The organism is Serratia sp. SM04, from assembly GCF_040280225.1.
In the GTDB taxonomy this organism is placed as follows: domain Bacteria; phylum Pseudomonadota; class Gammaproteobacteria; order Enterobacterales; family Enterobacteriaceae; genus Serratia; species Serratia sarumanii.
On record NZ_JBEOQT010000002.1, the window covers coordinates 97790 to 120816 of the forward strand.

Consider the following 23027-nt stretch of genomic DNA (forward strand, 5'->3'; position numbering starts at 1 on the left):
GAATTTGGCATCCTGTCGTTCTGCCAATCCTCTACCGCACAAGGTGGCCCGATGACACCCCAACGTGTACTGGTTCTTGGAGCCAGCGGCTATATAGGCCAGAACCTGATCCCGCACCTGATCGAACAGGGGCATCAGATTACCGCCGCCGCGCGGCGCATCGAGTGGCTGCAGGAGCGGAACTGGCCGCAGGTCAACTGCCTGTATGCCGATCTGTACCGCCCGGAGACCCTGAGCGCGGCGCTGTGGGAGACAGATACGCTTTACTATCTGGTGCACGCAATGGGCGACGGCGACGATTTTATCGAGAAGGAGCGCCAGGCGGCGGAAAACCTGCGCGACGCGCTGCGCAATGCCGGCGTCAAACAGGTGATCTTCCTCGGCGCGCTGCAGCCGAACGACGACAGTTCGCCGCACCTGGCGGCCCGCCGCCTGACCGGCGAGATTTTGCGCCAGAGCGGCGTGCCGGTGACCGAACTGCGCGCCGGCATCATCGTCGGCCCCGGCTCGGCGGCGTTCGAAGTGATGCGCGACATGGTCTATAACCTGCCGGTGCTGACGCCGCCGCGCTGGGTGCGCTCGAAGTCGTCGCCGGTGGCGCTGGAGAACCTGCTGGTTTATCTGGCCGATCTGCTGGCGCACCCGGCGCAGGAGCACCACATCTTCGACGTTGCCGGGCCGGAGTACCTCAGCTATCAGGATATGTTCCAACGCTTTATCGCCATCAGCGGCAAACGGCGCTGGCTGATCCCGCTCCCCTTGCCGACGCGGCTGATTTCGGTGTGGTTCATCAGCCTGATCACCTCGGTGCCGACGCCGATCGCCCGCGCGCTGATCCAGGGGCTGAAGCACGATCTGCCCGCCGACGGCCGGCCGCTGCAGGCGCTGATCCCGCAGCGGCTGCACACCTTCGATCAGGCGGTCGCCACCACGCTGCAGCGCGAACAGGAGGTGGTCGATTCCGCCGACTGGGGCTACGATCCGGCGGCGCGGGCCCGCTGGCGCCCCGGCTACGGTTACTATCCGAAACAGGCCGGTTGTTCGCTGGACACCACCGCCACCCGCGAGGCCCTATGGCAAACGGTGCAGCAGCTGGGGGGCGAAGAAGGCTATTTCTACGCCAATATTCTGTGGCGGATCCGCGCCCGCATGGACGACATGATCGGCAACGGCGTGGTCTATGGCCGCCCGGCGCGCGCGAGCCTGGCGCTGGGCGACGAGATCGACGGCTGGAAAGTCATCACGCTGAAACCGCTGCGGCAACTGGCGCTGCTGTTCGGCATGAAGGCGCCGGGGCTGGGGCGGCTGAGCTTCACCATTACCGATCACGGCGATCGCCGCACGCTGGACGTGCGCGCCTGGTGGCATCCGGCCGGCTTCAGCGGGCTGCTGTATTGGTTCGCCATGATGCCCGCGCATCTGTTCATTTTCCGCGGCATGGCGAAGCGCATCGCCGAACTTGCCGAGGGTCTGGACCGCCAACAGCGCTGAACGCCGTTCATTTGTCGATCAACCGCACAGTTTGCCGCTGTGCTTCGGGGCTTTCCGATTGCATAGCGCACGAAATCACGGAAGAATGGCATCTTATTTGCTGGGAGCGCCGCAAGCGCCCGCCGGTATTCCGATTTTGGGTGAGAATAGAGTCCGTTATGAAGGTATTGGTCACCGGTGCCACCAGTGGGTTAGGCCGTAACGCCGTCGAATATCTGCGCCGTCAGGGCATCAAAGTGCGCGCCACCGGCCGCAACCAGGCGATGGGCGGCCTGCTGGAAAAAATGGGCGCGGAGTTCATTCATGCCGATCTCACCAATCTGATCTCTTCGCAGGCCAAGGCGATGCTGACGGACGTCGACGTGCTGTGGCACTGCTCCAGCTTCACCTCGCCCTGGGGCACCGAAGAGGCCTTCGAACTGGCCAACGTCCGCGCTACCCGCCGCCTCGGCGAATGGGCGGCGGCCTACGGCGTGGCGCAGTTCATTCACATCTCTTCCCCGGCGATCTATTTCGATTACCACCATCACCGCAACGTGACCGAAGACTTTCGCCCGCAGCGCTACGCCAACGAGTTCGCGCGCAGCAAGGCCGCCGGCGAGCAGGTGATCCAGCAGCTGGCGCTGTCCAATCCGCAGACCCATTTCACCATTCTGCGCCCGCAGGGATTGTTCGGGCCGCACGACAAGGTGATGCTGCCGCGGCTGCTGCAGATGATCAAACGCTACGGCAACCTGCTGCTGCCGCGCGGCGGCGCGGCGATGGTGGACATGACCTACCTGGAGAATGCGGTGCACGCCATGTGGCTGGCGACGCTAAAAGAAGATACGCCGTCCGGCCGCGCCTATAACATCACCAACCAGCAGCCGCGCCCGCTTCGCACCGTGGTGCAGCAGCTGATCGACGATTTGGGCATGAAGTGCCATATCCGCTCCGTCCCCTATCCGATGCTCGACATGATGGCGCGCGGCATGGAGCGCCTCGGCAGCAAAAGCGAGAAGGAGCCGGTGCTGACCCACTACGGCGTCGCCAAACTCAATTTCGACCTCACGCTCGATACCACCCGCGCGCAGCAAGAACTGGGCTATCAGCCGATCGTCTCGCTGGAAGAAGGCATCGCGCGCACCGCCCGCTGGCTGAAAGATCACGGCAAGCTGCACGGCCTGTAATCAACGCGCCGCGCCGTACTTCACCAGCAGCGCATCGACAATCGCTTCACTCTCCGCATCCGGTTCGCCGCGCACATCGTCGGGCCGGAAGTGCATCTGAAACGCCGCCAGCACATTGCGCTGCTGCCGCGCATTCCACGACGGGTCGATCGCGTAGCCGTAACGCGCCAGCTTTTCGAGCAGCGGCGCCATCGCTACCGGCGCATGGCGATCGCGCCCCGCCAGCAAACGCTGCACGTCGCGTTCGTCCGGCCAGGCGCCGATGCCGGCCTGCGCCAGCTGCCGCCAGGGGAACAGCGGGCCGGGATCCTGTTTGCGCTGCGGCGCGATGTCGCTGTGCCCCACCACGTCCTGCGGCTGGATGCCATAGCGTTGGATGATGTCGCGGCTCAGCGGGACCAGCACGGCGATCTGCTCCGCCGTATAGGGCTGCCAGTGGGTGAACAGCATGCTGCGGGTGAAGCCCTTGTTGACGATTTCGATGCCGATCGAGGTGTCATTGAGGTTGCTGCGGCCGCGCCAGGCGCTGGCGCCGGCATGCCAGGCGCGCATCGCTTCCGGCACCAGGCGGAACACCGTCGGTTTACCGTGTTCGCGCTGCGGATGCGCCGGCAGCAGATAATGCGCGCTGACGTGTTCGTCGGTCAGCGTTTTCAGCGATGAGTGGAAGTCTTCCGCCGTGTAGTGCATCACCAGAAAGCGGATGCGTTGATCCGCGCCCTGCGCCTGATGCAGGGTTTCGAGCTGGTAAGCGCCGCGATCGACGAGCGTGTCCTGCTGCGGATTTTGGCATCCCGCCAGCAGCGCGGCGGCGATGATCCCTGGCCAAATTTTCACTTATCCTCCCTGTGATGTGATGACCTGATATAGCGTTAACGTTAATCAATAATCGCCACGGAAGCCACCGTCGGACAAAGTAAAACGCCCCGGACGCGCCAGGGCGTTGAGGAGTGGGATTAGCGGCTGGCTTTCACCGCGGTGCCGCTGACGGTCACCATCAGCATGCTGCCGTCTTTGCCAACGGTTTCATAATCGATATCGATGCCGACCACCGCGTTGGCGCCCAGCTCTTTCGCCTGATCTTCCAGTTCTTCGAACGCGATCAAGCGCGCCTTGCGCAGCTCTTTCTCATAAGCGCCCGAGCGGCCGCCGACGATATCGCGCACGCCGGCGAAGAAATCACGAAAGATGTTGGCGCCGAGGATCGCTTCGCCGGTGACCACGCCGCAGTATTCGGTGATGGTGAACCCTTCCAGGGTCGGGGTAGTTGAAAGCTGCATCAGAATTCCTTGTTTGATTAATTCAACGTATCTATGACCAGAAGATTAGCGTTATGTTCGCTTAATCAATGGCACGCAGTACGAATGCAAGGCCAAAAAACGCATTTATACTGTAAGCTATCGGTCTTCATGGTAGAGACTTTCACATAAGGTAATAAGATGAAAACAAAAACGATTGCGGCTGTTTTACCCTTAGCGCTGTTGCTGAGTGCCTGTACCACGGTGGAACCGGCATACAAGGATATCGGCACCCGCAGCGGCAGCTGTGTGGAAGGCGGCCCGGATACGGTCGCGCAAAAGTTCTATGACCTGCGCATCCAGCAGGGCGCCGGCCTGCCGGACAGCAACCGCCTGGCGCAGCTGCAGCCTTACCTGAGCAAAGTGCTGTATCAGGATCTGGTCAGCGCCGCCCAGAACCCGGGCAAGCATCGGATCACCGGCGACTTGTTCTCCGGCAATGCGCAGGGGCCAGGCAGCGCGTCCGTCGCCAGCGCCTCGACCATTCCTAACACCGATGCGAAAAACATCCCGCTGCGCGTCGACTTGAGCTACCAAAAAGACGCCAACAGCACCGTGAACTGGCAGGACGAAGTGCTGATGGTGCGCGAAGGCACCTGCTGGGTGGTTGATGACATTCGCTACCTGAATGTTCCAGCGCATGCCACCAACGGCAGCGTGCGCCAGGTGTTGGAAAACCAGTAACCCGCGATCCCTAGGCCGACGCGGGTTTGCCGCGTCGGCCGTCCCCGCCTCCCGCCTGCCGCTCAGATTTCGTCCAATAGAAAAAATTTCGCTACCGATCTCACAGCCTGCACCACAAATCCCCTCCCTCGGCTTGAGTCGCGGTATCTTGTGCTAATCTTTTACTGTCCCGCCGCACACTCATAAATTTTAACGCACAAAGATTGCATAAGTATTCTGTGGAAGTTAACATTTGCGGCATCAATGTCTATTCAATTCTGGCGCATGAGTATTCAACTTAACGGTATCAATTGCTATTACGGCGCTCACCAGGCGCTGTTTGACATCACGCTGGATTGTCCAGCCGGGGAAACCCTGGTGCTGCTTGGCCCAAGCGGCGCCGGGAAAAGTTCATTGCTGCGGGTGCTGAACCTGCTGGAAATGCCGCGTTCGGGCCAACTGCAGATCGCCGGCAACCAATTCGACTTCAAGCAGGCGCCTGGCGAGAAAGCCATTCGCGAACTGCGTCAAAATGTCGGCATGGTGTTCCAGCAATACAACCTGTGGCCTCACCTCACCGTGGTTCAGAACCTGATCGAAGCGCCTTGCCGCGTGCTGGGTCTGACCAAGGCTCAGGCGATGGAGCGCGCCGACAAGCTGCTCAAGCGTCTGCGCCTGACCGACTTCGCCGATCGCTTCCCGCTGCACCTTTCCGGCGGCCAGCAGCAGCGCGTGGCGATCGCCCGCGCCCTGATGATGGAACCGCAGGTGCTGCTGTTCGATGAACCGACCGCGGCGCTGGATCCGGAAATCACCGCTCAGATCGTCAGCATCATTCGCGAACTGGCCGGCACCGGCATCACGCAGGTGATCGTCACCCACGAAGTGGAAGTGGCGCGCAAGACCGCCAGCCGCGTGGTGTACATGGAAAACGGCCACGTGGTGGAGCAAGGCGACAGCAGCCACTTCACGCAACCGCGGACCACCGAGTTTGCCAACTACTTATCACACTAACAATTAACTTGCTGTAATTTGGGGAGTTTGCGATGAAAAAACTAATAATCGCCGCCGTTCTGGCCGGCATCAGCGTTTCCGCCTCCGCAGCCGAAACCATCCGTTTCGCTACCGAAGCCTCCTATCCTCCATTTGAATTTATTGACGCCGGCAACAAGATTCAGGGTTTTGATGTCGATCTGGCCAACGCGCTGTGCAAAGAGATGCAGGCCGAGTGCACCTTCACCAACCAGGCGTTCGACAGCCTGATCCCAAGCCTTAAATTCAAGCGTTTCGATGCGGTGATGGCCGGCATGGACATTACGCCGGAACGTGAAAAGCAGGTGCTGTTCACCAAGCCGTACTACGATAACTCGGCGCTGTTCATCGCGCAGAAAGGCAAAATCGCCGACGTGGCGGCGCTGAAAGGCAAGAAAGTGGGCGTGCAAAACGGCACCACCCACCAGAAATACCTGACCGACAAGCACCCGGAAATCACCACCGTGCCTTACGACAGCTACCAGAACGCCATTTTGGATCTGAAGAACGGCCGCGTTGATGCGGTGTTCGGCGATACCGCGGTGGTTAACGAGTGGCTGAAGCAGAATGACGCGCTGGCGGCAGTGGGCGCCAAAGTCACGGATAAAGACTACTTCGGCACCGGCCTCGGCATCGCGGTACGCCAGAAGAACACCGAGCTGCAGGGCAAGTTCAACGCCGCTCTGGACAAGATCAAGCAGGATGGGACCTATGAAACCATCTACAAAAAATGGTTCCAGCAGTAATACGCCCCGATGAATGAATTTCAACCTTTAGCAAGCGCCGCCGGCATGACCGTCGGCCTTGCCGTTTGCGCCCTGATCCTCGGGCTGATTCTGGCGATGCTGTTCGCCGTATGGGAATCGTCCCGCTGGAAAGCGGTCAGTTGGCTCGGCACCGCCTGGGTGACCGTGCTGCGCGGCCTGCCGGAAATCCTGGTGGTGCTGTTTATCTATTTCGGTTCGTCGCAGCTGCTGCTGATGCTCTCCGACGGCTTTACCCTCAACCTCGGTCTGTTCCAGCTGCCGATTCAGCTGGCGATCGACAATTTCGAAGTCAGCCCGTTCCTGTGCGGGGTGATCGCTCTGGCCCTGCTCTATTCCGCCTACGCCTCGCAGACGCTGCGCGGCGCGCTGAAAGCGGTGCCGCAGGGGCAGTGGGAGTCCGGCCAGGCGCTGGGGCTCGGCAAGGCGGCGATCTTCTTTCGCCTGATCATGCCGCAGATGTGGCGCCACGCCCTGCCCGGCCTCGGCAACCAGTGGCTGGTGCTGCTGAAAGACACCGCGCTGGTGTCGCTGATCAGCGTGAACGATCTGATGCTGCAAACCAAAAGCATCGCCACCCGCACCCAGGAGCCTTTTACCTGGTATGTGATCGCGGCGGCCATCTACCTGCTGGTGACGCTGTTCAGCCAATACGTCATCAAACGCATTGAGCTGCGCGCCACGCGCTTTGAGCGGGGGCCGGTCTGATGATTGAGTATTTGCCGGAAATCCTCAAAGGGTTGCACACCAGCCTGACGCTGACCGTCGCCGCGCTGATCGTCGCGCTGGTGCTGTCGCTGCTGCTGACGGTGATCCTGACGCTGAAAACGCCAATCCTGACGCCGCTGGTCAAGATCTACGTGACGTTGTTCACCGGCACGCCGTTGCTGGTGCAGATCTTCCTGATCTACTACGGCCCCGGCCAATTCCCGGCGATCCGCGACTACCCGTGGCTGTGGAATCTGCTGTCGCAGCCCTGGCTGTGCGCGATGATAGCGTTGGCGCTGAACAGCGCGGCCTACACCACGCAACTGTTCTACGGCGCGGTGCGCGCCATCCCCGCCGGGCAGTGGCAATCGTGCGAAGCGCTGGGCATGTCGCGCCGGCAGACGCTGCGCATCCTGCTGCCGTTCGCCTTCAAGCGCGCGCTGTCGTCTTACTCCAACGAAGTGGTGCTGGTGTTCAAAAGCACCTCGCTGGCTTACACCATCACGCTGATGGAAGTGATGGGCTACAGCCAGCTGATGTACGGCCGCACTTACGACGTCATGGTGTTTGGCGCCGCAGGCCTGGTGTACCTGTGCGTCAACGGCCTGCTGACGCTGCTGATGCGGCTGGTGGAGCGCCGCGCGCTGGCGTTTGAGCGCCGCAACTGAGGCCGCCTCCCCTCATGAGCCCCGCCGTCGTGCGGGGCTTTTTTTATCTCCAAGGCAATATTTAATCATTTTCATTGCATTTTAATTCACTCGATGGCAGGGTTATCAGCAGGTGTCCTCGCAAAAACCTCTGGCGATTACCAGTAAAAACAAACGATAGCGAAAAATCACTTTCAGGATCCAGACAGGAGCTCTACGCATGAAAAAACTGCTGCTTGCCGCGACGATGTTGGCCGGAATCACCTTTAACGCCACCGCGGCCGAGACCATCCGCTTCGCCGCTTCCGCCACCTACCCGCCGTTCGAATCGCTCGACGCCAATAACCAGATCGTCGGCTTCGATATCGATCTGGCCAACGCGCTGTGCAAGCAGATGCAGGCGCAGTGCACCTTCACCAACCAGGCGTTCGACAGCCTGATCGCCGCGCTGAAATTCAAGAAATACGATGCGGTGATTTCCGGGATGGATATCACGCCGGAGCGCAGCAAACAGGTCGCCTTCACCCAGCCTTACTACGCCAACTCGGCGATCGTGATCGCGCAAAAAGGCAAGTTCAGCTCGCTGGCGGATCTGAAAGGCAAAAAACTCGGCATGGAAAACGGTACCACCCACCAGAAATACATGCAGGACAAGCATCCGGAGATTAACACCGTCTCTTACGACAGCTACCAAAACGCCATTCTGGAGCTGAAAAACGGCCGTATCGACGGCGTGTTCGGCGACACCGCCGTGGTGAACGAGTGGCTGAAAACCAACCCGCAGCTGGCGCCGGTCGGCGAGCACATCACCGATGCGCAATACTTCGGCACCGGTCTCGGCATCGCGGTGCGCCCGGACAACCAGGCGCTGCTGGCCAAGCTGAACGCCGCGCTGGACGCCATCAAGGCCGACGGCACCTACAAGGCCATCAACGACAAGTGGTTCCCACAGTAAGTCCGCATGTGGAGCCGCCATCCTTTGGCGGCTCCATCCGATTGCCACCCCATCCGATTAGTGCTAAATTTGATACTGAATTTAGCATCAAGGATAACATCATGACGGTTCAACCCATTCTTGCCGATTCCGCAGTCAGCATCAGCGATTTTAAGAAATCGCCCAACGCCGCCCTTAAAGAGGCACAAGGGCAGCCGGTCGCCGTCCTGACCAACGGTAAGATTTCGGGATATTACGTCTCACCGGAAACCTGGGAGGCTATCGCGGAGTACCTGGAAGATATCGAACTCGCTGAAATCGTTCGTTCACGGATGAACGGCAAACGCATTAAGGTCAATTTGGATGACTTATAAGCTTGAATTCGAAGAACATGCGCTGAAGGAATTTAAAAAACTGTCCCCGGTGATCCGGGAACAGTTCAAAAAAAAGCTGGTATCGGTATTGGTTAATCCCCACGTCCCCGCCAACAAACTCGCCGGTTTGCCCGATTGCTACAAAATCAAACTCAGAGCATCAGGCTTTCGTTTGGTGTATCGCGTCATGGAAACGGAGATCGTGGTTCTGGTCCTGTCTGTGGGCAAACGCGAACGTTCAGCGGCTTATACGGCTGCCAAAAAGCGCCTTTAACGCCGCACCAACAGCGTCAGCACTTCGTAGTGCGCGGTATGCGGGAACATGTCGAACAGCTGCACCCGTTCGATGTGGTACCCCGGCAACATCTCGATATCTTTCGCCATGCTCTCGGCGTTGCAGCTGGAATAGAGAATATAGTCCGGCGCCATCCGGCTCAAATAGTCGCACAGCGCCTGGCCGATGCCGCGCCGCGGCGGGTTGACCAGCACCAGTTGCGGCACCTGGCCTTCGGCGGTGGCGAAACGGGTGGAATCGAGCGCCTGAAAATCTACGTGCAACAACCCTAACCGCTGCGCCGACTGGCGCGCGCAGGCGATCGCTTCCGCGCTGATTTCGATGCCGGTCAGCCGCGTTTGCGGCTGCGCGCAGTGCAGGCCGAAACCGCCGACGCCGCAGAACAGATCCCACATGCTGTCGATACCCAGCGCGCGCACCCAGTCGCGGGCGGTGGCATACAGATCGGCGGCCACCTGCGGGTTGGTCTGGAAGAAGCTTTGCGGGCGGATGAACAGCGGCACCTGATTGAACTGTTCCTCGAGCGCCTGCTGTTCGGTCAGCGCAATCTCGCGCTCCCCTTCCATGATCGCCATGTGCACCGGCTGAATATTGGCGGAGATCACCTTGAGCTGCGGCAACTGCTGCTGCAGCCACGGCAGCGCGGCGCGCAGCTGCGCCAGCTTGGTTTCCGAGCGCAGCACGAAGCGCAGCATCACGCCGCCGTCGAGCGTGCTTTCGGTCAGCAGCAGGTACTTTAGCTCGCCGCGTTTGCGCGCCACGTTGTACGGCGTCAGGCCCGCGCGGGCGATAAAGCTTTTCAGCACCGCGAACATCGGCGCAAAACCGGCAGGGTACAGCGGGCAGTCGCTCAGATCGGCCGGTGTGCCGTCGCGGTGCAGCATGCCGAGCAGCGGGCGCTCCACGCTGCCGCTGACCACCATCTTGGCTTTATTGCGAAATGCGCTCAGTTCCCCCGCCACCGGCTGCAGCCACTGCGCGACGTCGCGCCCAGCCAGCAGCGAGTGCAGGTGATGCTGTTTGTCGGCCAGTTGCTGCGGATAGGGCTTTTCCAGCCACTGACAGGAACGGCAGGTGCCCGCCGTATACAAAGCGCAATGCATGAAGATTACCGTGAAGTTCAGGATGACGAATCAAGGGCGCAGAGTTTACCACTCCGCGCGCCTAAAATCTCACTTGCGCGCGGCGAAGAAGCGGCGGCTGGCGGTGGGAACAAACAGCAACGCCAGGATCACCGCGTCGGGGATCTTTTGCAGGATCAGAACGTGCAGGATTTGGCCGCTGGTTTCCCCTTCCACGGTGAACACCTCGGGAAAGACGCTGCCGATGGTGGCCAACAGCAGGTAAAGCACCACGATGCACTGGCAGGCTACATACCCCCAGCGCCCCCAGTTGCGGCCGCGCATCACGGCAAAACCGCAGCTGATTTGCAGGCACAGCAGCAGCAGGCCGGCCAGAAAGATAAAGGTAGAATCCCACGCCTGCGCGCTGGTGTTGACGAACTCCTGCGCGCCGTCGACGCCCAGCTCGCCCAGCAGCAGCACCACGCTGATACACTTGATCGCGACCATGGCGGTACCCGCCACCATCACCGGCACCGGCGCATCCGAAGTCGATCCCATTCCCTGCCCGCTTTTCAGCATGTCTGACATATCCGTATTCCGCTACGACGCGCCACCTATACAGGTGGCGTATGTAAAGTCAGGTAGTTAGTTGCAATACTTATTGATTGCAAAAATAGCAGGTTTGTTACGATTCAGCTACGGGCCGCCCGCTGCAATTCGCGCGATCGTTGTTTTTCCGAGCGCGCCATAAACCACCAGGCGATCAGGCCGAGAATGCCCACCACCAGCAGGATCAGGCTGGCCAACGCGTTAATTTCCGGATTCACCCCCATGCGCACGCTGGAGAACACCAGCATCGGCAGCGTGGTGGCGCCCGGGCCGGAGACGAAGCTGGCGATCACCAGGTCGTCCAGCGACAGGGTGAACGCCAGCATCCAGCCGGAGATCAGCGCCGGCGCGATCATCGGCAAGGTGATGACGAAGAACACCTTCAGCGGCGGCGCCCCCAGATCCATCGCCGCCTCTTCAATTGAGCGATCCACCTCGCGCAGGCGCGAGCTGATCACCACCGCCACGTAAGCGGTACAGAAGGTGACATGCGCCAGCCAGATGGTGAACATGCCGCGCTCCGACGGCCAGCCGAAGGCGTGCCCCATCGCCACGAACAGCAGCAGCAGCGACAGGCCGGTGATCACGTCCGGCATCACCAGCGGCGCAGTCAGCATAAACGCGAAGCCGGTCGAACCGCGAAAGCGGCCGAAGCGCACCATCACCACGGCGGCGATGGCCCCCAGTACCACCGCGGCGGTGGCGGAAGCGGCGGCGATGGTCAGGCTGAGCCCCACCGCGCTGATCATCGCCGAGTCGTGGAACAGTTCGGTATACCAGCGCGTGGACCAGCCGGCCCATACCGTCACCAGCTTGGAGCTGTTGAAGGAGTAGATCACCAGCATCAGCATCGGCGCATACAGGAAGGTAAAGCCGATCGTCAGGATGGCGATGCGCCACGGTGAACGCACTACCGGCAAGTTGTTCATGCCTGCCCCCCCATTTCCTTGTTCTGGTGTTTGTGGAACCACAAAATTGGCACGATCAACAGCAGCAGCATGATGGTGGCGACCGCCGAGGCCACCGGCCAGTCGCGGTTATTGAAGAACTCCTGCCACAGCACGCGGCCGATCATGATGCTGTCCGGCCCACCGAGCAGTTCCGGGATCACGAACTCCCCCACCGCCGGAATGAACACCAGCATCGAACCGGCGATGATGCCGCCGCGCGTCAGCGGCACGATCACGCTGAAGAAGGTTTTCAGCGGCCGGGCACCCAGATCCAGCGACGCCTCCACCAGCGAGTAATCCAGCCGGATCAGCGCCGTGTAGATCGGCAGCACCATAAACGGCAGATAGGAATAAACGATGCCGATATACACCGCCAGGTTGGTGTGCAGGATCACCAGCGGCTGATCGATGACACCCAGCCACATCAGGAAGTTATTAAGAATGCCATTGTTTTTCAGAATGCCCATCCAGGCATAGACGCGGATCAGGAACGAGGTCCAGGAAGGCAGGATCACCAGCAGCAGCAGAATGTTGCGGGTTGACGCCTTGCTGTGAGCCACCGCCCAGGCCAGCGGATAACCGATGATCAGGCAGCACAGCGTCGAGACCGCCGCCACGCGCAGCGACTGCAGGTAGGCGTCGATATACAGCGGATCGTCGGTCAGCTGCAGGTAGTTGGCGAAGTTGAGCGCGATGTTCAGCTTGCCGTCCACCCAGCTCATCAGCTCGGTGTAAGGCGGCACCGCCAGCGCCAGCTCCGCCAGGCTGATCTTGAACACGATCAGGAACGGCAGCATGAACAGCAGCGTCAGCCATAAATACGGCAGCGCGATCACCAGCTTGCGGCCGTGAGCCATCAGCAGGCGGTGGAACAGCGCCTTGAGGGTGCCGGGCGTTTTGGCCGGAGGTTCCGGCGTGCGTTCAGAAAGCAGGGTCATACGGGTTACTCCTTACCGGCTCCACTACACCGTCAACACTACGCAGCTGTCGGTTTCCCAGCACAGACGCACTTCATCGCCCCAGGTCGGCATCCCTTTGCGGAAACGGTGGCCGTTTTGCAGCTGGGCGCTGATAATCTGCCCGCTGTGCAGCTTCACGTGATAAATGGACAGATCGCCCAGGTAGGAAATATGCGCCACTTCTCCCACCGCGAAGTTGCAGCCGTCTTCCGGCACCTGTTCGCACAGCAGGATCTTTTCCGGCCGCAGCGCCACCTGGATCGGCACGCCGTCCACCACCGAGGCGTCCGGATCGACTTTGATCGCATGGCGCAACCCGGGGCTTTGCAGGATCAGCGCATCGTCGTGGCGCTCTTGCAATACGCAGTCGAAGACGTTGACCGAGCCGATAAATTCGGCGCTGAAGCGGCTGTTCGGATGCTCGTAGATCTCTTCCGGCTCGCCGATCTGCACGAACTTGCCGCGGTTCATGATGGCGATGCGCCCCGCCATGGTCATCGCCTCTTCCTGATCGTGCGTCACCATCACGCAGGTGACGCCGACGCGCTCGAGAATGTCGGTCACTTCCAACTGCATGCGATCGCGCAGTTTCTTGTCCAGCGCGCCCATCGGCTCATCCAGCAGCAGCAGCTTGGGCCGCTTGGCCAGGCTGCGCGCCAGCGCCACCCGCTGCCGCTGGCCGCCGGAAAGCTGGTGCGGCTTGCGCTTGGCATACTCTTGCATGTGCACCAGCGCCAGCATTTCCGCCACCCGCTCTGCGATCGCCGCCCGTGGCATTTTGTCCTGTTTCAGGCCGAAGGCGATGTTCTGCTCCACCGTCATGTGCGGGAACAGCGCGTAGGACTGAAACATCATGTTGATCGGCCGCTGGTACGGCGGCACGTGCGACATATCCTGCCCATCGAGCACGATCTGCCCTTCCGAGGGCTGCTCGAAACCGGCCAGCATGCGCAGCAAGGTGGACTTACCGCAGCCGGACGGGCCGAGCAGCGCAAAGATCTCGCCCTTGTAGATGGTAAGGCTGACGTCTTCGACCGCGTTCTGCCCGTCGAAGGTTTTGGTGAGGTTACGGATTTCCAGCAGAGGGGTGAAAACCTTCTGCGACTTGGCTTGAGGACGAGGGATGGCGTCGTTCAATCGGGGTGCTCTCCGGCGTAAAGCGGCACAAAACCACGGCGAGCGCCGTGGCCCAAAACGGCAATGCAGGCGGGGAGCGCCCGCCTGCCGGTTTACCGACGATCGGGGAATATCCCCCATCATCACTTCCCGCTTTTAACTTTAGTCCATGCGCGGGTAATGACACGGTCCAGCTTCGGCGATTGTACGTTAAGCGTGAACAGCTTGGCGCGCAGATCGGCCGGCGGATAGACGTTCGGGTTATTGCGCACCTCAGCGTTCACCAGCGGCGTTGAGTCCTTCACCGCATTGGCGTAATAGACATAGTTGCTGATGCCGGCCATCACGTCAGGTTTCATCAGGAAGTTCAGGAACTGGTAGGCGGCGTCTTTGTTCTTGGCGTCCGCCGGCATGGCGAACATGTCAAAGTAGGTCAGCGCCCCTTCTTTCGGGATCGCGTAGGCCACGTTCACGCCGTTCTTCGCCTCTTTGGCGCGATTGGCCGCCTGCATCACGTCGCCCGACCAGCCGATCGCCACGCAGATATCACCGTTCGCCAGATCGTTGATGTATTGAGACGAGTGGAAGTAACGGATGTTCGGCCGCAGCTTCAGCAGCAGATCGTTAGCCGCGCCGGTATAGTCCGCCGCGTTGGTGCTGTTGGGATCTTTGCCCAGGTAGTGCAGCACGGTGGCGTAGACCTCGCTCGGCGCATCGAGGAAGGAGACGCCGCAGCTTTTCAGCTTCTCGAGGTTTTCCGGCTTGAGGATCAGATCCCAGCTGTCGACCGGCGCGTCTTTGCCCAATGCCGCCTTCACCTTGTCGACATTGTAGCCGATGCCGGTGGTCACCATCAGGTAAGGGATGCCGTATTTGTTGTCCTTGTCATTGTGCGCCACCAGCTTCAGCATCTCGGGATCGAGATTCTTGTAGTTGGGCATTTTGCTCTTGTCGAGCGGCTCGAAGATGCCAGCCTGCGACTGGCGCTCGAGGAAGTTGGATGAAGGAACCACCAGATCATAACCGGTGCTGCCCGCCATCAGTTTGCCTTCCAACACTTCGTTGGAGTCAAAGACGTCGTACACCACCTTGATGCCGGTTTCTTTCTGGAATTTGGCCAGGGTATCCGGCGCGATATAGTCGGACCAGTTATACACGTGCAGCGTTTTCTCTTCGGCTGACGCCGTGACGGACGCGGCCATCAACAGGCCGGCAACCACACCCGATAACCACTTTTTACGTTGGGTGACCATCCGTAACTTCCTCCAAAACAGGGTGAATCATAGAATTGAACTTGTATCTGCAGCGATACAAAACCTTTCCTGATCGAGCGCAATCGTTGCAACCGCGAACTGAATGGCTATGCATATGATTGCATGCGCCTTTTTTCACTGCCCTGCTCGCGTGGCCACAAGGGAAATCGCAAGCCCTTTGCAGAATCAGCAGCATAGCCGCTGCCATCGCAACCCGCCAGCCCCCAGGGTAAAAAACGCCTTTTATCGATTTTTTATGCAGTTTTTCTCTATGTGATACGCCATTAACGGCACAAAAGGCGAGAAAGATCGGGCGGCAAAGGCCAAAGTGCAGAATATTTTATTGCGGAGGGGAATAACGGCAGCATGCCGCCGGAGCGACGGCATGCTTAAGGTACGACGAGGATCAGTGCAGCATCGGCTGACGCACGGCGCCAGCGGGGATCTCTTCTTCATCACCCATAAACAGCAGATCGTTCGCCCGCGCCTCGAGGATCACCATCGAGACCTGCTCTTCGCCCTGCTGCATGAAGTGGGTGAACTGCTCGTAGGTGATGCCGACCGCCACGCTCAACGACTGGCAGACGATCAGCTTCGGCAGGTTGTCGTCCTGAATGTCGACGAATGCCTTGATGGTCAGCGAACTGGCGTTGATCTGGCTCAGGTCCGCCACCAACGGGATCAGCGCGGTGGGCTTTACCTCGGCCAGCGCGGAAAACAGAATGACGTTGTCCACCAGATCTATCTTGGCGTCGAACACGCCGTCGAAGTTCTGCATGTGCGGCAGGTGCAGCGCCTGGCAGGAATCGCACTCAAAGAAAGAGATGCCCGACTGATCCAGCCAGCGCCGCAACAGCGCCAAATCGGGGACAATGAGTGAATCCATAATAACCAGCCTCACAATATTCAATACGCGAAAAGGCGCATAGCTTACGGAATATTCACCCGATACGCCACGATCAATGCGGCTTAATTCACTAATTCAGATATTGCACGGCGGGAAAAGCGCGCCGCCCGCCCGTCAACCGCCGGATTTCAGGCGAAAGCCTGGCCGGCCGCGCTGCTCGATGTATTCGATCATCATGCCGGCGATGTCCAGCCCGGTGGTGGTTTCCACCCCTTCCAGCCCCGGCGACGCGTTGACCTCCATCACCAGCGGGCCGCGCTCGGCGCGCAGGATATCCACCCCGGCGACGTCCAGCCCCAGCGTGCTGGCCGCTTTCACCGCGATCGCCCGCTCCCTGGCGGTGATGGTCACCTTGCGGGCGGTGCCGCCGCGGTGCAGGTTGGAGCGAAACTCGCCGGGCTTGGCCTGCCGTTCGATGGCGGCCACCACCCGGCCGCCGACCACCAAACAGCGCACGTCGCGCCCCTGCGCTTCACGCACGTATTCCTGCACCAGGATGTGGGCGTTCAGCCCGCGAAAGGCGTCGATCACGCTTTCCGCCGCCTGGCGGGTTTCCGCCAGCACCACGCCGATGCCCTGCGTGCCTTCCACCAGCTTGACCACCAACGGCGCGCCGCCGACCAGCTCGATCAGATCGCCGGTATCGTCCGGCGAATGGGCAAAGCCGGTAATCGGCAGATCGATGCCCTGCCGCGCCAGCAGCTGCAGCGAACGCAGCTTGTCGCGGGCGCGGGTAATGGCCACGGATTCGTTTAGCGGGTAGCTGCCGAGCAGCTCGAACTGGCGCAGCACCGCCGTGCCATAAAAGGTGATGGCGGAGCCGATGCGCGGGATCACCGCATCGTAACGCTCCAGTTGGCGGCCGCGATAATGAATGGTCGGCGCCGCCGGATTGATGTTCATGTAGCAGGAGAGCGGATCGATGATATCGATGCTGTGCCCGCGATCTTCCGCCGCTTCACGCAGCCGCTTGCATGAGTAGAGCGTTCCGTCGCGAGAAAGAATGGCAATTTTCACTCGTCACCCCAAAGGCCAACGCCTGCCCGGCAGGCGGGTTAGCGGCCGCGGCGCTCAGGCGCGCGGATCGCTGTCCTGATTATCTTTCGATTGCGGTTTGCGGCGATCGTTTTCCGGCGGCAACCCGCCGCGCATCAGCGGCCCAAAGCCCTGCACCACGCGCCACACCAGAAACGCCGCCGCCGGCACCATCAGCGCCACGCCGAGGAAAATCATGCCGACCGCCGCCTGCTGCGAAGCCAGCCAGCCCGGCAGCTGCAGGTGCCCGTGAATGCTGAGGTAGGCCAGCACCAGCATCACGATGCCCAGCCCTTCCAACACCAGCACCGGGCGCGGTAAGTCACCGAATGAACGCATATTTTTCTTCTCCAGAAGGTCTGCCTCCAGTGTAGTGAATTCCCGTCGGCGGCGACAGTCCCGGCAGACTAATTGGTTACATGAATCAAACTAACAGGTAATTCCTGCTTTTTTTTCGCCGTCTCAACGGGCATAGTAGGCGCCATCTGACGCAGGTAATGACTTTTTCGGTGACGGGATGTCGTTGCGGTAGCGAACAATTTATTGAAAATCCAATTAAGGAGCGTTGCATGTTTGCAGTAATCTTCGGGCGTCCTGGCTGTCCTTATTGTGTCCGCGCTAAAGAACTGGCGGAAAAACTGACTGAAGAACGCGACGATTTCAACTTCCGTTACGTTGACATCCACGCGGAAGGCATCACCAAGGCCGATCTGGAAAAAACCGTCGGCAAACCGGTTGAAACCGTGCCGCAGATCTTCCTGGATGAGAAGCACATCGGCGGTTGCACCGATTTCGAAGCTTACGCCAAAGAACACCTGAACCTGTTCCAGTAAGTTTTTGAACGACAAAGACAAAAAAGGCGCTTAACGCGCCTTTTTTTATTGCCGCTGCCGCCGGTGCAGCTGCTGCAGCGTCTGCAACAGGCCGAGGGCGAACAGCATCAGCATCGCGCCGAACACGCACCAGAACACCGCGCTGGTGGCGTACGCCAGCTCCTGCCAGAACGAAGAGGACGGCGTCAGCCAGAAGTGGCGGATCAACAGGCACAGCGGCAGCGCATACAGCGCGCCGAGCAGCGGGCAAAGCAGCCGCTTGCGGCTCGACAGATAGCTGGCGATCGCACCGGGGATCACAAACAGCAGCAGGCCGGTTTCGCCGTGGTGCTCATGATCGGTGCTGCCGAACAGGCCGGTTTGCTGGCCGAGAAACACCAGGCTGAACAACAGAAAACAGCTGAGAATGCCCAGCCAATATCTATAACTCGTCATGCGAATTCTCCCCCGCCCAATTACCGCATCAATAGAAATCGGCCCGCTCACCCGCGCGGTGACGCTGAACCGAATTTTTTCCTTGGTCAAAAGAGAGTTAAATGCGCACGGCGGCGCAGGAAATCAGCTTTCTGTGCTGGCTGTCATCGGTCATAGCGTCTAGAATGAACGCCGCCGAACGATGGTTCGCTTTGCCTTACGCTGGTGGTGATTTATGACGTCGTTTTAAGGCTGAATTTATCTCTTATAGTTATCTATATCAAGCACTTACTGGTAAACAATAAGTTATCCTCCGTGAACATAAACGTCGCTAGTTTGTTAAACGGTAACTACATTCTGTTACTGTTCGTGGTACTCGCACTGGGGCTGTGCCTCGGTAAACTCCGTCTGGGCTCCGTCCAACTCGGTAATTCCATTGGCGTTTTGGTGGTTTCGCTGCTGCTCGGCCAGCAACACTTCGCCATTAACACCGAGGCGCTGAATCTCGGCTTCATGCTGTTTATTTTCTGCGTGGGCGTGGAAGCCGGGCCCAACTTTTTCTCGATTTTCTTTCGCGACGGCAAAAACTACCTGATGCTGGCGCTGGTGATGGTCGGCTCGGCGATGGTGATCGCCATCGGTCTCGGCAAACTGTTCCACTGGGACATCGGCCTGACCGCCGGCATGCTGGCCGGCTCGATGACCTCGACGCCGGTGCTGGTGGGCGCCGGCGACACGCTGCGCAACACCATCGTCAACGGCCCGGCGCTGCTGGCGGCGCAGGATCATCTGAGCCTTGGCTACGCCCTCACCTACCTGATCGGTCTGGTCAGCCTAATCTTCGGCGCGCGCTACCTGCCGAAGCTGCAGCACCAGGACCTGTCCACCTCTGCCCAGCAGATCGCCCGCGAACGCGGCCTGGACACCGACAGCCAGCGCAAGGTCTACCTGCCGGTGATCCGCGCCTACCGCGTCGGCCCCGAACTGGTGGCCTGGGCCGACGGCAAGAACCTGCGCGAACTGGGCATCTACCGCCAGACCGGCTGTTACATCGAACGCATCCGCCGCAACGGCATTCTGGCCAACCCGGACGGTGACGCGGTGCTGCAGGTGGGCGACGAGATCTCGCTGGTCGGCTACCCGGACGCCCACGCGCGGCTGGATCCGAGCTTCCGCAACGGCAAGGAAGTGTTCGATCGCGATCTGCTCGACATGCGCATCGTGACCGAAGAGATCGTGGTGAAGAACAGCAACGCGGTGAACAAGCGCCTGAGCCAGCTGAAGCTGACCGACCACGGCTGCTTCCTCAACCGCGTGATCCGCAGCCAGATCGAAATGCCGATCGACGACAGCATCGTGCTTAACAAAGGCGACGTGCTGCAGGTGAGCGGCGACGCGCGCCGGGTGAAGAGCGTGGCGGAGAAGATTGGCTTTATCTCGATCCACAGCCAGGTGACCGACCTGCTGGCATTCTGCGCCTTCTTCATCATCGGCCTGCTGATCGGCCAGATCACCATTCAGTTCAGTAACTTCTCGTTCGGCATCGGCAACGCCGCCGGCCTGCTGATGTCCGGCATCATGCTCGGCTTCCTGCGCGCCAACCACCCGACCTTCGGCTACATTCCGCAGGGCGCGCTGAACATGGTGAAAGAATTCGGCCTGATGGTGTTTATGGCGGGCGTGGGCCTGAGCGCCGGCGCCGGCATCGGCCACAGCCTGGGCGCGGTCGGCGGCCAGATGCTGATCGCCGGGCTGATCGTCAGCCTGGTGCCGGTGGTTATCTGCTTCCTGTTCGGCGCCTACGTGCTGCGCATGAACCGCGCCCTGCTGTTCGGTGCGATTATGGGCGCCCGCACCTGCGCGCCGGCAATGGAGATCATCAGCGATACCGCACGCAGTAATATCCCGGCGCTGGGCTATGCCGGCACCTACGCCATCGCTAACGTGCTGTTAACGCTGGCGGGTTCACTCATCGTGGTGCTATGGCCGGGGATACTCGGCTGATCGATTAGCGGGAGAGATGGATCGGCGATAAAAATATTTTGATTTTTTTGTCGCCGGCCAGAACTTTCGTTGGGGGCCGCAGTCTGAATTAGTGCCACTGCTTTTCTTTGATGTCCCCATTTTGTGGAGCCCGATAATCCCGCCTTTTAGGTTCAAGATTATCGGGTTTTTTGTTGCCTGAAAAACGTATTACATCAACGGCCCACGACCCCGAAATGCACATTTTTGCTGTGGTTCGGTCACACATCCCTCTTCTCATTCGTCATCTATATGTGTTAACCCGATAAATGAGGAGTTCTTATGACTACGCCAGTGAATACCGACCCTGTCAATCATGCGCAAACCATTGCCAACGTTTTTTCCGCGCTGCTGAAAGTGCATGGCGCTATCGACGCGCACAATCTAGAGCGCAAGATCTACCATCTCGTCCTCCTGCGCGCTTCGCAAATCAATGGCTGCGGTTACTGTGTCGAGATGCATACCAAAGAAGCGCGTGAGGACGGTGAAACCAACGCACGTCTGGACAGGCTGGTGGTATGGGAACACGTTGATGATTTCACGCCTCGCGAGCGCGCCGCATTTGCCTGGACAGAAGCGTTAACGCGGCTTGAACGCCATACCGAGTATGGCCCACTGCGCGCGGCATTGCGCGCGTACTATTCCGAGGAAGAAATCAGCGCGCTAACCGCAAATATCACTATGATAAATCTGTGGAATAGAATTCATATTTCCGGCCACTAATATGAAAAACGACAAGTATGCAGCACTGTTCGAATCGAGAAGACCGTTTCTGATCGGCCTCGCCTATCGTATTTTAGGTTCTCTGGCCGACGCGGAAGATGCCGTGCAAGATACCTATATCAAATGGTTAAATGCGGATCGCCACAGCATTCTGAATCCTGCTGCCTGGCTGACCACCGTCTGCACTCGTCGTTGTCTTGACCTGCTGCGCGCCGCGCAGCAGGCTCGCGTCGATTATGTCGGTATTTGGCTACCAGAACCCATTCAAACCGCCGTAGCCAAAACGCCCGAGCAAACGTTGGAACTCTCATCGTCGCTGTCGACGGCCTTTATGCTGTTGCTCGAAAGACTCACTCCCCGCGAGCGCGCAGCCTATTTGCTGCATGACATCTTTGACTTGCCCTACGCGGATCTCGCCATGACATTAGGTGGAGAAGAAACGGCGTGTCGTAAACTGGTGTCACGCGCGCGCGAAAAAGTTGGCCGCCCAGAGGAGCGTAAAACCCAGCCCACAGAGCGGCAGGAAGCCTTGCTTATCGCTTTCAAAACGGCGGTGGAAACGGCAGATATCGAACCGCTTTCGACCCTGTTGTCCGAAGACGTTAAGCTCAGTGCGGACGGCGGCGGCAAAGTGCCCGCCAACCTGGCTGAACTCGTCGGCAAACGTGACGTGCTCGAATTTATCGGCGGTAAATTGCCCGTATTTTGGCGAGCCTATCTCTGGCAACACGCGCTCATCAATGGCGTGCCAGGCGCCTTGCTATCCGAACAAGGCCGTATTACGGCGTCTGTCAGTCTCAGTTTGAATGCCGAAGGCCGACTGGCTCAGGTATTTATCGTGCGCAACCCAAGCAAACTTTCGCAACTCGACCGTCTGTGGACAATGCCTCTGCGGTAAGAATACCCTTACAACATGTGCCCATTTTCTGGTATTACAGCGAGACGGTTTATTGACTGACAGGAGCAGGCGGCCATTTCCCGCCACGCTTAATTAGCTCGTCTCTGATGCGCTCAAGAGACTCTTTCGCCTCACTGCCGTCCTGACTCCTATTAATCAGCCGTTGCAGCTGATTGCCCATCGTCCAACCCGAGTTGCCTCTTATATCGCTATCGGCACCTTTTTCTAAAAGAAGAATGACGTGGTCATAGGAGTGATAGTCTAAAGCATCGATGAGCAGCGTATCACCCAGTGAATTTCTTATATTTATATCCGCACCATAATCCAACATGACCTCTAATGTCTCTGTATTCTTCGCAAGAATACTTTTAAATATAATTGGCTTATTGTTGATTTTATCTTTTGCATTAGGAGAGAGCCCCCCATCTAACATGGATTTTATCCAGACTCCCTTATCTGCTTTCATAACAAATTCAGCGGGGCTACTTCTCCCTTCCGGCCTAGGCTGTAGTGGGTCTGCCCCCGCCTTGACCAAATCTGTAATGATCTTGAGTCGCTCTGGCGTGTTCTTGTCAAAGATAGCGTTATTTATCGCCCAGAATAGCAACGTCATCTCCGCCTTGGCCGGCCGATTTAACGTTTCTTTGCTTACCGTCGGTAAAATCTTATCCAGCTTTTGCCTGTCACCCTCGTAGATGATGTTGGCGATGTCCAGTTGCGTCCCTTCAAAATAATCCTGCGGTTGTAAATCCATACCTTGTTTGCATCCCTGCATCACAAACATCGACAGCACCACGGTGATAATCAGAGTAATGTGCTTCATGCCGTACCCGTCCACGTCAAACGCCCGTTATTTCACCCGCCTGAAA

Annotated in this window: 27 protein-coding genes; 14 read left to right on the forward strand and 13 right to left on the reverse strand. The window is 59.2% G+C overall.

Translation table 11 applies throughout. The features are described 5' to 3' along the window. Window positions 1–51 precede the first annotated feature (51 nt). Both ABTW55_RS03445 and ABTW55_RS03450 read left to right on the forward strand, forming a co-directional pair. Window positions 52–1491 carry a DUF2867 domain-containing protein gene (locus ABTW55_RS03445; RefSeq protein WP_060419782.1) on the forward strand — a complete coding sequence of 480 codons (1440 nt, stop codon included), beginning with the start codon at window positions 52–54 and terminating at the stop codon, window positions 1489–1491. Between the two features lie 158 nt (window positions 1492–1649). Continuing rightward, entirely contained in the window at window positions 1650–2660 is a 1011-nt protein-coding gene (locus tag ABTW55_RS03450) for an NAD(P)-dependent oxidoreductase (protein ID WP_033646660.1), read from the forward strand. On the opposite strand, the gene ABTW55_RS03455 is transcribed toward ABTW55_RS03450, so the two are convergent. Together ABTW55_RS03455 and ABTW55_RS03460 are read right to left on the reverse strand one after the other, a co-directional pair. Further along, on the reverse strand, window positions 2661–3497 hold the full coding sequence (locus ABTW55_RS03455) for an N-acetylmuramoyl-L-alanine amidase (RefSeq protein WP_060419785.1): 837 nt from the start codon (window positions 3495–3497) through the stop codon (window positions 2661–2663). 119 nt (window positions 3498–3616) lie between these two features. After that, window positions 3617–3940, reverse strand: a complete 324-nt coding sequence (locus ABTW55_RS03460) for a heavy metal-binding domain-containing protein (RefSeq protein ID WP_033637822.1) — start codon at window positions 3938–3940, stop codon at window positions 3617–3619. Between the two features lie 159 nt (window positions 3941–4099). Here ABTW55_RS03460 and ABTW55_RS03465 point away from each other — a divergent pair, with 159 nt between their 5' ends. The 8 genes from ABTW55_RS03465 (at window position 4100) to ABTW55_RS03500 (ending at window position 9354) form a co-directional block, all read left to right on the forward strand. After that, window positions 4100–4642, forward strand: coding sequence for a lipoprotein (locus ABTW55_RS03465; RefSeq protein ID WP_033637821.1), 543 nt, complete (start codon window positions 4100–4102; stop codon window positions 4640–4642). 264 nt (window positions 4643–4906) lie between these two features. Next, window positions 4907–5635 carry an arginine ABC transporter ATP-binding protein ArtP gene (artP, locus tag ABTW55_RS03470; protein WP_038884338.1) on the forward strand — a complete coding sequence of 243 codons (729 nt, stop codon included), beginning with the start codon at window positions 4907–4909 and terminating at the stop codon, window positions 5633–5635. 32 nt (window positions 5636–5667) lie between these two features. Next, window positions 5668–6399, forward strand: a complete 732-nt coding sequence (gene artJ / locus ABTW55_RS03475; RefSeq protein WP_033637819.1) for an arginine ABC transporter substrate-binding protein — start codon at window positions 5668–5670, stop codon at window positions 6397–6399. A 9-nt stretch (window positions 6400–6408) separates the two neighbouring features. After that, window positions 6409–7125 carry an arginine ABC transporter permease ArtQ gene (gene artQ, locus ABTW55_RS03480; RefSeq protein ID WP_033637818.1) on the forward strand — a complete coding sequence of 239 codons (717 nt, stop codon included), beginning with the start codon at window positions 6409–6411 and terminating at the stop codon, window positions 7123–7125. Further along, entirely contained in the window at window positions 7125–7793 is a 669-nt protein-coding gene (artM, locus tag ABTW55_RS03485; protein WP_033637817.1) for an arginine ABC transporter permease ArtM, read from the forward strand. The genes artQ and artM overlap by 1 nt, the downstream gene beginning before the upstream one ends. Before the next feature lie 199 nt (window positions 7794–7992). Continuing rightward, window positions 7993–8727, forward strand: a complete 735-nt coding sequence (gene artJ, locus ABTW55_RS03490; RefSeq protein WP_033637816.1) for an arginine ABC transporter substrate-binding protein — start codon at window positions 7993–7995, stop codon at window positions 8725–8727. Window positions 8728–8828: 101 nt separating this feature from the next. Then, window positions 8829–9080 carry a type II toxin-antitoxin system Phd/YefM family antitoxin gene (locus tag ABTW55_RS03495; protein WP_004928423.1) on the forward strand — a complete coding sequence of 84 codons (252 nt, stop codon included), beginning with the start codon at window positions 8829–8831 and terminating at the stop codon, window positions 9078–9080. Next, on the forward strand, window positions 9070–9354 hold the full coding sequence (locus ABTW55_RS03500; protein ID WP_033654647.1) for a type II toxin-antitoxin system RelE/ParE family toxin: 285 nt from the start codon (window positions 9070–9072) through the stop codon (window positions 9352–9354). The genes ABTW55_RS03495 and ABTW55_RS03500 overlap by 11 nt, the downstream gene beginning before the upstream one ends. Here ABTW55_RS03500 and rlmC read toward each other — a convergent pair. From rlmC to ABTW55_RS03545, 9 genes are all read right to left on the reverse strand, one after another. Next, the gene (gene rlmC / locus ABTW55_RS03505) at window positions 9351–10478 is read right to left on the reverse strand and encodes a 23S rRNA (uracil(747)-C(5))-methyltransferase RlmC (RefSeq protein ID WP_060419788.1); all 1128 of its coding nucleotides are present in this window, start codon (window positions 10476–10478) and stop codon (window positions 9351–9353) included. The two genes, ABTW55_RS03500 and rlmC, sit on opposite strands and share 4 nt — an antisense overlap. A 69-nt stretch (window positions 10479–10547) precedes the next feature. Then, the gene (locus ABTW55_RS03510) at window positions 10548–11027 is read right to left on the reverse strand and encodes a YbjO family protein (RefSeq protein WP_048321404.1); all 480 of its coding nucleotides are present in this window, start codon (window positions 11025–11027) and stop codon (window positions 10548–10550) included. Window positions 11028–11131: 104 nt separating this feature from the next. Next, on the reverse strand, window positions 11132–11977 hold the full coding sequence (potI, locus tag ABTW55_RS03515; RefSeq protein WP_016928360.1) for a putrescine ABC transporter permease PotI: 846 nt from the start codon (window positions 11975–11977) through the stop codon (window positions 11132–11134). Next, complete coding sequence (potH, locus tag ABTW55_RS03520; RefSeq protein ID WP_033646669.1) at window positions 11974–12936, reverse strand: putrescine ABC transporter permease PotH; 963 nt, start codon at window positions 12934–12936, stop codon at window positions 11974–11976. Before potH ends, potI begins: the two co-directional genes overlap by 4 nt. 24 nt (window positions 12937–12960) lie before the next feature. Then, window positions 12961–14094, reverse strand: coding sequence for a putrescine ABC transporter ATP-binding subunit PotG (gene potG, locus ABTW55_RS03525; protein ID WP_033637812.1), 1134 nt, complete (start codon window positions 14092–14094; stop codon window positions 12961–12963). A gap of 122 nt (window positions 14095–14216) precedes the next feature. After that, window positions 14217–15326 carry a spermidine/putrescine ABC transporter substrate-binding protein PotF gene (gene potF / locus ABTW55_RS03530; protein ID WP_033637811.1) on the reverse strand — a complete coding sequence of 370 codons (1110 nt, stop codon included), beginning with the start codon at window positions 15324–15326 and terminating at the stop codon, window positions 14217–14219. 406 nt (window positions 15327–15732) lie between these two features. Further along, the gene (locus ABTW55_RS03535; protein ID WP_004938666.1) at window positions 15733–16212 is read right to left on the reverse strand and encodes a YbjN domain-containing protein; all 480 of its coding nucleotides are present in this window, start codon (window positions 16210–16212) and stop codon (window positions 15733–15735) included. A gap of 135 nt (window positions 16213–16347) precedes the next feature. Further along, window positions 16348–17250: a 30S ribosomal protein S6--L-glutamate ligase gene (gene rimK / locus ABTW55_RS03540; protein WP_033637810.1), complete on the reverse strand. Its 903-nt coding sequence runs from the start codon at window positions 17248–17250 to the stop codon at window positions 16348–16350. A 54-nt stretch (window positions 17251–17304) separates the two neighbouring features. Continuing rightward, a complete protein-coding gene (locus ABTW55_RS03545; protein WP_033646672.1) occupies window positions 17305–17607 on the reverse strand; it encodes a YbjC family protein in 303 nt (100 codons plus the stop codon). 230 nt (window positions 17608–17837) lie between these two features. Between ABTW55_RS03545 and ABTW55_RS03550 the strand changes: the two genes are divergently transcribed. After that, complete coding sequence (locus tag ABTW55_RS03550) at window positions 17838–18101, forward strand: GrxA family glutaredoxin (protein ID WP_004938676.1); 264 nt, start codon at window positions 17838–17840, stop codon at window positions 18099–18101. A 45-nt stretch (window positions 18102–18146) separates the two neighbouring features. On the opposite strand, the gene ABTW55_RS03555 is transcribed toward ABTW55_RS03550, so the two are convergent. Beyond that, entirely contained in the window at window positions 18147–18536 is a 390-nt protein-coding gene (locus ABTW55_RS03555; RefSeq protein ID WP_033637808.1) for an inner membrane protein YbjM, read from the reverse strand. Window positions 18537–18830: 294 nt separating this feature from the next. Here ABTW55_RS03555 and ABTW55_RS03560 point away from each other — a divergent pair, with 294 nt between their 5' ends. The 3 genes from ABTW55_RS03560 to sigJ all read left to right on the forward strand — a co-directional run bounded on the left by ABTW55_RS03560 (window position 18831) and on the right by sigJ (window position 22158). Beyond that, window positions 18831–20519 (forward strand): aspartate:alanine antiporter, encoded by a 1689-nt coding sequence (locus ABTW55_RS03560; RefSeq protein WP_072008430.1) that lies wholly within the window; start codon window positions 18831–18833, stop codon window positions 20517–20519. 300 nt (window positions 20520–20819) lie between these two features. Further along, window positions 20820–21260, forward strand: a complete 441-nt coding sequence (locus ABTW55_RS03565) for a carboxymuconolactone decarboxylase family protein (protein ID WP_049213125.1) — start codon at window positions 20820–20822, stop codon at window positions 21258–21260. A 1-nt stretch (window position 21261) separates the two neighbouring features. Next, window positions 21262–22158 carry an RNA polymerase sigma factor SigJ gene (sigJ, locus tag ABTW55_RS03570; RefSeq protein WP_049213126.1) on the forward strand — a complete coding sequence of 299 codons (897 nt, stop codon included), beginning with the start codon at window positions 21262–21264 and terminating at the stop codon, window positions 22156–22158. A gap of 49 nt (window positions 22159–22207) precedes the next feature. On the opposite strand, the gene ABTW55_RS03575 is transcribed toward sigJ, so the two are convergent. Further along, window positions 22208–22981 (reverse strand): ankyrin repeat domain-containing protein, encoded by a 774-nt coding sequence (locus ABTW55_RS03575; protein WP_060422226.1) that lies wholly within the window; start codon window positions 22979–22981, stop codon window positions 22208–22210. Window positions 22982–23027: the final 46 nt, after the last annotated feature.